This window comes from Bacillus cereus group sp. N6 (assembly GCF_016483705.1).
Lineage (GTDB): Bacteria > Bacillota > Bacilli > Bacillales > Bacillaceae_G > Bacillus_A > Bacillus_A wiedmannii.
This window is the reverse complement of sequence record NZ_JAEHBI010000052.1, coordinates 26,475-35,740: the sequence shown is the minus strand read 5'-3', so window position 1 is coordinate 35,740 and position 9,266 is coordinate 26,475. Positions and strand designations below refer to the sequence as shown.

Here is a 9,266-nt window from a genome sequence, read left to right as displayed (position 1 = left end):
GTGGGCTCGGAGATGTGTATAAGAGACAGGCCCCATCCGCCTCCGTGATGGTGGTGATGATCATAGTGATTGTGCCCTCCATGATGGTGATGTCCGCCGTTATGGTTGTGCCCTCCATGAGGATGATGATTACGATAATACAATCCGTTATTTTCTATATAATTCATGTTTCCCCTCTCCTTTTCCATTTTCTCATCTTAATAGGTATTGTATGGATAGTACGGACCTTGTTAGTAACCTATATAATTAAGAAGAATCCGCGTAATAAAGATAACTATATCCTGGTCTTCATCATGCACCTGCTACAAATCCATGATATGGTTATCCCCTTTCCTATATAAAGGGCAAGGGTTTTGTCCCTCCTACACTGTTTATTAACCAGCAAATAGCTGGATAATAACGTCACAATATAATGTATGTAGGACAAATGCGGAAAGCATGGGGAAAATGTCTATATTTTGTAAAAAAAACAAAACACTTTATAATAAGAATGTCGGATTATACCTTTTTATATAAGAAGTCTATACTTAAGAAAGATTAGAGGAATTTTATAGAAATGAAGAAGCCTATCGTTCAATTACTATCAATATTTGTAATTATATCTATCGTTCTTTTCCTATTAAATACATCATTTATTTCGTTATATACATTTGTCGGCGCTCTCTGGTCCATCACAATCATAGGAATTTCATTCGTTATTTTCATCGAAAATAGGTCTCCTCAAAGCACCTTAGCGTGGTTTTTAGTATTAGCACTTCTTCCCGTTATAGGGGTGCTTTTATACTCTATTTTCGGTCGTAGCCGTTGGAGAAGAAAAAAACATCTCCATCGTTCAGAAGAACAAAGAAAATTATTCCGTGAAATATTAGAAGGAAGACGACTAGAATTAGCACTCACAGTCCCCTTACATGAACGTTCTGTACATTTAACAGAAGTCGTACAAAAATTTGGAGGCGGGCCTGCCGCAGATAGAACGACGACAAAACTTTTAACAAATGGAGATCAAACATTCTCAGAAATTTTGCAAGCTATCGAGCAAGCAAAACATCACATACATATTCAATACTATATTTATAAATCTGATGAGATTGGTACGAAAGTTCGAGATGCTTTAATAAAAAAAGCAAAATCTGGTGTTATTGTACGCTTTCTTTATGATGGACTCGGAAGTAACACTTTAAGAAGACGCTTTTTAAAACCTATGAAAGAAGCTGGGATCGAAATTGTAGAATTTGACCCTATTTTTTCAGCTTGGTTACTTGAAACAGTCAATTATCGTAACCACCGTAAAATCGTTATTGTAGATGGAGAAATCGGTTTTACTGGTGGACTCAACGTCGGTGATGAATACCTTGGTCGTTCAAAAAAATTCCCCATTTGGCGTGATAGCCATTTAAAAATAGAAGGGAAAGCGTTATATAAATTACAAGCAATCTTTCTAGAGGATTGGCTCTATGCATCTAGTGGGTTGAATACTTATTCTTGGGATCAATTTATGAATAGACAATACTTCCCAGGTAAAGAAATTTCAAATGCAGAAGGTGCTGTGCAAATTGTAGCGAGCGGACCAAGCTCAGATGATAAAAGCATTCGCAATACATTATTAGCTGTTATGGGATCTGCAAAAAAATCGATTTGGATCGCTACACCTTACTTTATTCCAGATCAAGAAACTTTAACATTATTACGTTTAAGTGCAATATCTGGCATAGATGTACGCATTTTATATCCTGGTAAAAGTGATAGTATTATTAGTGATCAAGCATCTCAGTCCTACTTCACTCCGCTTTTAAAAGCTGGTGCTTCCATTTATAGTTATAAAGATGGTTTTATGCATGCAAAAATTGTACTCGTTGATGATAAGATCGCGACAATTGGAACGGCAAATATGGACGTACGCAGCTTTGAATTAAATTATGAACTTATTAGCGTACTATATGAATCAGAAACCGTTCATGATATTAAACATGATTTTGAAGACGACTTTAAGCATTCCACTGAAATTAAATGGAACGCATTCCAAAAAAGAAGTATCAAAAAACGAATATTAGAGTCTTTCATGCGACTCATTTCTCCTTTACTGTAAGCAATCAATGTAACATTGATTGCTTTTTCTTTTCCATTCCCCCTCTCTCCTTTTCTTTGCATACCATATTAAAACAAGTTATCATAAGATGTATTACTTTATGAAAATAATGTTAGGTGGGAAATACATGTTAGAACAATTTCATATACATGCTGATTTAAAACAACAGCTCTCAACCATTCACGAAAAAAATAAACAAGAAGCTGGTGAAAATGCACATTTAATTGGAAAGAAAATATATAAAGCATCTGATAACAGCATTATTGAAGATGCTATTACAGCGCTTCTTCTTGGCAAAAACATTCTATTAAAAGGGCCGACTGGTAGTGGTAAAACAGTACTAGCTGAAACTCTTTCTTCTTTATTCCAAAAACCAATGCATAGCATTAACTGTTCTGTTGACCTAGATGTAGAAGGTATTTTAGGATACAACACACTACAAACGAAAGATGGCGCATCTGAAGTTACATTCGTTAACGGCCCTCTTATGAAAGCAATGAAGAACGGTCATTTCCTATATATTGATGAAATCAATATGGCAAAACCTGAAACGTTACCACTTCTTCACGGTGCATTAGATTACCGTAAAATGATTACAAATCCATTTACACAAGAGGTTGTATATGGCGATGACGAGTATCGTGTAATTGCAGCAATTAATGAAGGTTACGTTGGAACAAGTGAACTAAACGAAGCATTAAAAAACCGTTTCGTTATTATTGAAGTTCCATACATTCAAGGTGACACATTAAAAGAACTATTACTATCTGAATCAAAATTAAATGATGTTGCAACAATTGAAAAGCTCGTTGCATTTGCAAGCGACCTTATGCCTTTAGCTCGTGACGGACGTGTAAGTGAAGAAGCAGCAAGTATTCGTGGCATTATCGACGCATGTGATTTAGGTGTATATATTCCTGTTATGCGTGCAATTGAACGTAGTATTATCGCAAAATTAAACGATGAAACAGAACAAATGACTGTCCGTGAATTAGCAGAAAGTTATTTCTTTGAGGGATAATTCATGAGGCAAATTTTTAGTGACAAAAAAATTGATGCGTCGCTGTTTCTACAAATGGAAAACTTAATGTATGCTCTTCTAAAAGAAGACGATGCCTACCTTGAGTATGGCTATAAAGCATACTACGACGAAATTGAAAAAAAGGTTGTCATTAGTCACTTTTGGGATGATCGAAAAGAAGAGGATACAGTAATCGGATTAAAAAGCGAAGTGTTTTTAAAAGCACTTGGTAATAAACATTACTCGGACATGACTTTAATTCGTTCTTATGCGATTGAATTACAAGAATCACCCTTAAAAAAGTTTTTAACACAATTATTTGTTCTATTAGAAGATTTACGTGTTGAGGAAATCGTAAAAAACTTACGCCCTGGCACAAAGCATGTTTTTAAAAGAAGAAAAGAAATGTATCGCAATTACTTTGGTTCACAAAATGAAATCAATCGTGTTCGTAACTATCACGGTGATCGTCTATTTTGTCTCTGCTATCTTTCATTAACGAGCGATAAATATGAAATGTTTAATAATGAATATTTCGAGCAAATTGAAGCAATTTTGCATGAAACATTCCAAGCTCGTAATACAGAAGACATTATGTATATCGTTGAAAAAATTCGCTATCGTTTAGAAGGACTTCTTGAAAGTGATATGCTTAATAATTATTTCGGACATGCTCCGCTTTATTTATCTGTGATTGCAGATGAGAAAGACAGTCGCGCTGAAAAATTAGCAAATGATGATACGCAGCTCCTAGATGACGATGATAACAAAAACAAAATGGATGAAAGCTTCTCGACATGGCACCGTGAAAATAAAAACAATGAAAACGAGAACTTTTTACGCTTTGATTTAGAAAGCGGAACAAAAACAAATATGATGGGCGATACCGCTCGTGAATCAGAAGATGGCGACCAAGCACTTGGTTCTGTACAAGGTACTTCTCAAAAGAGTACACAATCCAACTTTGATGGCGCTGATACAGAAGAAGCAAGAGCTTCACACGCTTCTAGCCAAAACGAGGGTGCATACGGTAAGTATAACGTTGGTGCTTCTCATATATTTAAAGAAGCTCGCAAATCAAATCCTGATGAAAAAAAGGATTACCAAGCTATCAAATCAGTCGTTAATAAAGATGTAAAAGAATTAAAGAAAATTATCGAAAAAACGATTGAAAATAAAACGAATGCAAATAGTGATAAATATTACGGAAGACTTCGTAAGAAATTCCTTCGTATTTATACTGAAAAGCAGCCGCGCATGTTTTATAAAAAAGGACAAGAATCACAAGAACTTGACGTTGCATTCCAACTACTAGTGGACTGCTCTGGTTCTATGTATAACAAAATGGAAGAAACGAAAAAGAGTGTGGTCCTATTCCATGAAGCATTGAAATCTTTAAAAATCCCGCACGCCATTAGTGGATTTTGGGAAGATGCTTCTAGTGCTAAGCCTGAGGATAAGCCGAACGTTATCCATGAAGTTGTTACGTATAAAAACTCAACGTTACCAAACGTCGGTCCAGAAATTATGCAACTTCGCGAAGAAGAAGATAACCGCGACGGGTATATTATTCGTATCGTTTCCGAAAAGCTTGCGAAAAGACCAGAAAAACATAAATTCTTACTTGTCTTTACAGACGGTGAGCCTTCTGCGCTAGACTATCAACAAGACGGTATTTTAGATACGCATGAAGCTGTCAAACTTGCTCGTAAAAGTGGTATGGAAGTAATCGGAATCTTCATCGAAGAAGGCGAAGCGAAAGAAGCCACTTATCAATTAATGAAGAACATTTATAACCATCACTTCTTAGTTGCAAATCATGCTGAAGATTTACGTCTGAAGATTAAACCACTATTGAAAAAGTTACTACTGAAGACGATTGAATAGAAAAACAGGAGCGTTTTCGCTCCTGTTTTTTTTCTTTCAATCACTTTGTTTCTGGTTGAAACTTGTATGGAATGGCTACTTCTAATAATGCCTCGAATCCTCCATCGTAGAATGGAAATCGTTCATTTGCGATCGTTCGATCCACCCACTCTATTGCAGAAATTTCTTCTTCATCTTCCGCAATCAGTTCACCCTTTACTACATTTGCTCGGAATGTAAATAGTATCGCATGATTCCCTGATGCTTCAAAGAATTTTTCATTGATCGCAACAAGTCCACCTGCCACGGCAGTTAAACCTGTCTCTTCTTTCACTTCTCTTATTAGTGCTTCCTCTAATATTTCACCTTTTTCAACAGCCCCGCCTGGCAATGACCAAACATTTTGTTCTACATTATGTACCATTAATATTTTATCTGTTTCTTCATTATGTATTAGTGCATATACAACATCAACTCTTTGCATGTTGCTTTTCTCCTTCAATTAACTCATCCATTGTAAATAAAGAATGTAGCTGTAAGCCATCTTCTAATAAGTTATCTCTTCCCTCTTTCGTTCGTTCAATGACGCCTAAAACATGATGTACTTTCGCACCTAGTTCTCTTAAATCTTTCGTGCTTAATAATATTTGACCACCTGTCGTAATAACATCCTCAACAACACAAACATTTTTCCCAGCAATATTAACGCCTTCTGCTAACTTACATGTACCATACTTCTTCGCTTCTTTTCTTACAAATACAACAGGTATACCTGTTTGTAAAGATAATGTTGTCGCTACTGGAATTCCTCCCATTTCTAAACCTGCGAGTACTTCTGTCCCAGGAGGAATGAACTCTTTCAATTGTTTAGCAATTTCTAATAGCAGTACTGGATTAGATTCAAATAAGTACTTATCAAAGTATTGATTTGATACTTGTCCTGATCGAAGTTTAAATGTTCCCGTTAAACGTGACGTATTATAAATTTCCTTTGCTAACTCCCATTTCTCCATTGTATCTCTCCCCTTTATGCACAAATTAACTCATTCTATCATAATTGTAATTATTTGTATTTTTCTAAAATACAAATAAAAGGGTCGATTCCTAAGAATCGACCCTTCCTATTAATTCATCACTAACTCAGCTGTGAGCTTTTTTTTTAACTTAGCCAACATGTCAGTTGTCATTTTGTCTAAATCGTATTCTGCTTTAAAGCCCCACTCTTTCATTGCTGCTGTTGCATCAATAGAGTTTGGCCAGCTATCAGCGATTGTTTGACGAGCAGGATCTACAGCGTAATCCATTGTAAACGTCGGGATGTGTTTACGAATTGATGCTGCGATTTGCTCTGGCTCAAAGCTCATTGCTGTAATATTGAACGCGTTTCTATGCACAAGTTTACTTGGATCAGCTTCCATTAATGAAATGATCGCTTGTAAAGCATCTGGCATATACATCATATCCATGTATGTTCCTTCTGCAATGTATGAGGTGTATGTGCCTTTTTTAATCGCCTCATAATAAATTTCAACCGCATAATCAGTTGTTCCGCCTCCTGGAGGAGCTACGTAAGAAATTAAACCAGGGAAACGTACACCGCGCGTATCAACGCCAAACTTTTGATGATAATAATCACATAGTAATTCTCCTGCTACTTTGTTTACCCCATACATCGTAGTAGGACGCTGAATTGTATCTTGTGGCGTATTATCTTTCGGTGTTGATGGACCGAATGCACCGATAGAACTTGGCGTGAAAAACTTACAGTTTAATTCACGAGCTGCTTCTAATGCATTTACAAGTCCACCCATATTTAAATTCCAAGCAAATAACGGATTTTTTTCTGCTGTTGCTGAAAGTAAAGCTGCTAAATGAATAATTGTATCTACTTCATTACGCTTTGCGATATCATGTAGTTTTTGTCCATCTGTTACATCTAACGTTTCAAATGGACCAGACGTTACTACTTCACTATCTGTTTCACGAATATCTGTTGCAATAACATTTGATGCACCGTATACATCACGAAGTTTCATTACTAATTCAGAACCAATTTGCCCTAAAGAACCGGTTACTAGAATTTTTTTCATTTTCCCCACTCCTCATTTGCAAGCTATTCAAAAGATGTCGTTACTTAAATGATGCCCATTTCTTTTCCTACTTTTTCATACTTACGAATTGCTTCATCTAACATTTCTTTCGTATGAGCTGCTGTAGGCATATTACGAACGCGTCCTGTTCCTTTAGCTACAGTTGGGAACACGATAGATTTTGCATATACGCCTTCTTCATTTAGACGTTTACTAAATTCTTGTGTTAATACTTCGTCACCAATAATACAAGGTGTAATTGGCGTTTCACTTTCTCCAATGTTAAAGCCAAGTTCTTTTAACCCTTGTTTTAAATAGCGGCCATTTTCCCAGAGACGATCATGTAACTCTGTGCTTTCCATTAAAATTTCAATTGATCGCATACATGCAGCTGCATCAGCTGGTGTTAATGCTGTGGAGAATAAGAATGGACGTGAACGAACTTTTAACCAGTCAATTAAGTTTTGTTTCCCTGATACATATCCACCAATTACCCCAATTGCTTTTGATAATGTACCAATTTGGAAATCAACTTTATCAGATAGACCGAAATGCTTTACAGTTCCTGCACCTTTTCCAAGTACACCTGAACCGTGTGCATCGTCTACATATGTCATTAAATCTAATTCTTCTGCAATCTCAACAATCTCTGGTAATTTTGCAACATCTCCATCCATTGAGAAGACACCGTCTGTAATTACCATTAATTTATTGTAAAGACCTGATTCTTTCGCTGCGATTGCTTTTTGGCGTAAATCTTCCATATCTGAATGTTTATAAACGATGATTTTCGCTCTTGATAAACGACTACCATCAATAATAGAAGCATGGTTTAATTCGTCTGAAAGAATCGCATCATTTTTATCCATAACGGCTGAAATCGCTGCCATATTACAGTTAAATCCTGATTGGTAAGCAATTGCTGCTTCTGTATGTTTAAACTTTGCAATTGTCTCTTCTAATTTAATATGCAAATCTAAAGTACCGTTAATTGTACGAACAGCTCCTGCTCCAACGCCGTACTTATGAATTGCACCAATTGCTGCTTCTTGCAAACGGCTATCTGTTGCTAATCCAAGATAGTTGTTTGAAGATAAGTTAATATATTCTTTTCCGCCAATTGTAATGATCGGTCCATTTGAACTCTCAAGCGGATCAATTACGTTATAAAGCCCCTTTGATTTTAAATCCTCTAAATTTTCTTCTAAAAATTTCGCAAGTGTTTTACTAGACATTGTGAAGCCTCCCATCGTTCATGTAAGCGGATTATTGTCTTAATAGTTCTAATAATCCCTCTACTAGCTTAACACGTTTTTAGAATTTATTATAGAAAAATAGTTTAAAGTAACCGCTTACAATTCTAGATTATATATGATTCATTACAAGAAATCTATCATTTACTTTTCATATTTGGTAGAATAAAAAAAATATTTAAGGGGGCTTCAATCATGGCATTTACTGAATCTGATGTATATAATAACGAAGCATTTTTTGAACAATATATGAAACGAAGATACCGAGAAAATAGCCCAAATGAATCACTTGAAAAACCAGCCTTCTTTCAACTCATTGGTGATGTGAAAGGAAAGAAAATCCTCGATTTAGGCTGCGGTGACGCCAAGTTTGGCGAGGAATTATTAGAGAATGGCTGCCACTCTTACACTGGTATTGAAGGCTCCGAACTTATGTATGAAAAAGCTAAAAAACAACTAGAAAATAAAAATGGAACCGTCCATTGTTTAAACCTCAAAGACTACACATACCCTCCTTCTACTTTTGATTTAGTAACGTCTAGACTCGCCTTACATTATATTGAACATCTTCCTATCATTTTTCAAAATGTGTACGAAGCTTTAAAAACAAATGGAACCTTTACTTTTAGTGTTCAACACCCTGTTATTACTTCTTCATTTGAAAGCTTGCAAACGAGCGGAAAAAGAACAAGCTGGCTCGTCGATGATTATTTTAAAATGGGAAAACGCGTTGAACCTTGGATTGATCAAGAAGTTATTAAATATCATCGTACAACGGAAGAATATTTTACATTATTACAACAAGCTGGATTTACGATTACAAATATAAAAGAAGCTACACCAAATCAAACTTATTTTCAGAGCGAAGAAGAATATGAACGACGTTTACGAATTCCCCTCTTCCTACTATTCTCTTGCGAAAAATAAAAAAGACGATGAATCATCATCGA

General features: G+C 35.7%; 8 protein-coding genes. 4 read left to right on the top strand and 4 right to left on the bottom strand.

Translation table 11 applies throughout. From position 1 onward, the window contains the following. Positions 1-556: 556 nt before the first annotated feature. From JDS99_RS25650 to JDS99_RS25640, 3 genes are all read left to right on the top strand, one after another. Positions 557-2,086 carry a cardiolipin synthase gene (locus tag JDS99_RS25650; protein WP_060487013.1) on the top strand — a complete coding sequence of 510 codons (1,530 nt, stop codon included), beginning with the start codon at positions 557-559 and terminating at the stop codon, positions 2,084-2,086. A gap of 127 nt (positions 2,087-2,213) precedes the next feature. Further along, complete coding sequence (locus tag JDS99_RS25645; RefSeq protein WP_199695950.1) at positions 2,214-3,107, top strand: ATP-binding protein; 894 nt, start codon at positions 2,214-2,216, stop codon at positions 3,105-3,107. A 3-nt stretch (positions 3,108-3,110) separates the two neighbouring features. After that, entirely contained in the window at positions 3,111-4,994 is a 1,884-nt protein-coding gene (locus JDS99_RS25640; protein ID WP_097908189.1) for a vWA domain-containing protein, read from the top strand. 40 nt (positions 4,995-5,034) lie between these two features. On the opposite strand, the gene JDS99_RS25635 is transcribed toward JDS99_RS25640, so the two are convergent. The 4 genes from JDS99_RS25635 to JDS99_RS25620 form a co-directional block, all read right to left on the bottom strand. Continuing rightward, positions 5,035-5,457, bottom strand: a complete 423-nt coding sequence (locus JDS99_RS25635) for an NUDIX hydrolase (RefSeq protein ID WP_097908190.1) — start codon at positions 5,455-5,457, stop codon at positions 5,035-5,037. Beyond that, positions 5,444-5,986 (bottom strand): orotate phosphoribosyltransferase, encoded by a 543-nt coding sequence (gene pyrE / locus JDS99_RS25630; protein ID WP_142310489.1) that lies wholly within the window; start codon positions 5,984-5,986, stop codon positions 5,444-5,446. Before pyrE ends, JDS99_RS25635 begins: the two co-directional genes overlap by 14 nt. A gap of 111 nt (positions 5,987-6,097) precedes the next feature. Beyond that, on the bottom strand, positions 6,098-7,063 hold the full coding sequence (locus JDS99_RS25625) for an L-threonine 3-dehydrogenase (protein WP_000723139.1): 966 nt from the start codon (positions 7,061-7,063) through the stop codon (positions 6,098-6,100). A gap of 44 nt (positions 7,064-7,107) precedes the next feature. Further along, positions 7,108-8,298, bottom strand: a complete 1,191-nt coding sequence (locus JDS99_RS25620; RefSeq protein WP_199695949.1) for a glycine C-acetyltransferase — start codon at positions 8,296-8,298, stop codon at positions 7,108-7,110. Between the two features lie 213 nt (positions 8,299-8,511). Between JDS99_RS25620 and JDS99_RS25615 the strand changes: the two genes are divergently transcribed. After that, positions 8,512-9,243 carry a class I SAM-dependent methyltransferase gene (locus JDS99_RS25615; RefSeq protein WP_088061833.1) on the top strand — a complete coding sequence of 244 codons (732 nt, stop codon included), beginning with the start codon at positions 8,512-8,514 and terminating at the stop codon, positions 9,241-9,243. Positions 9,244-9,266: the final 23 nt, after the last annotated feature.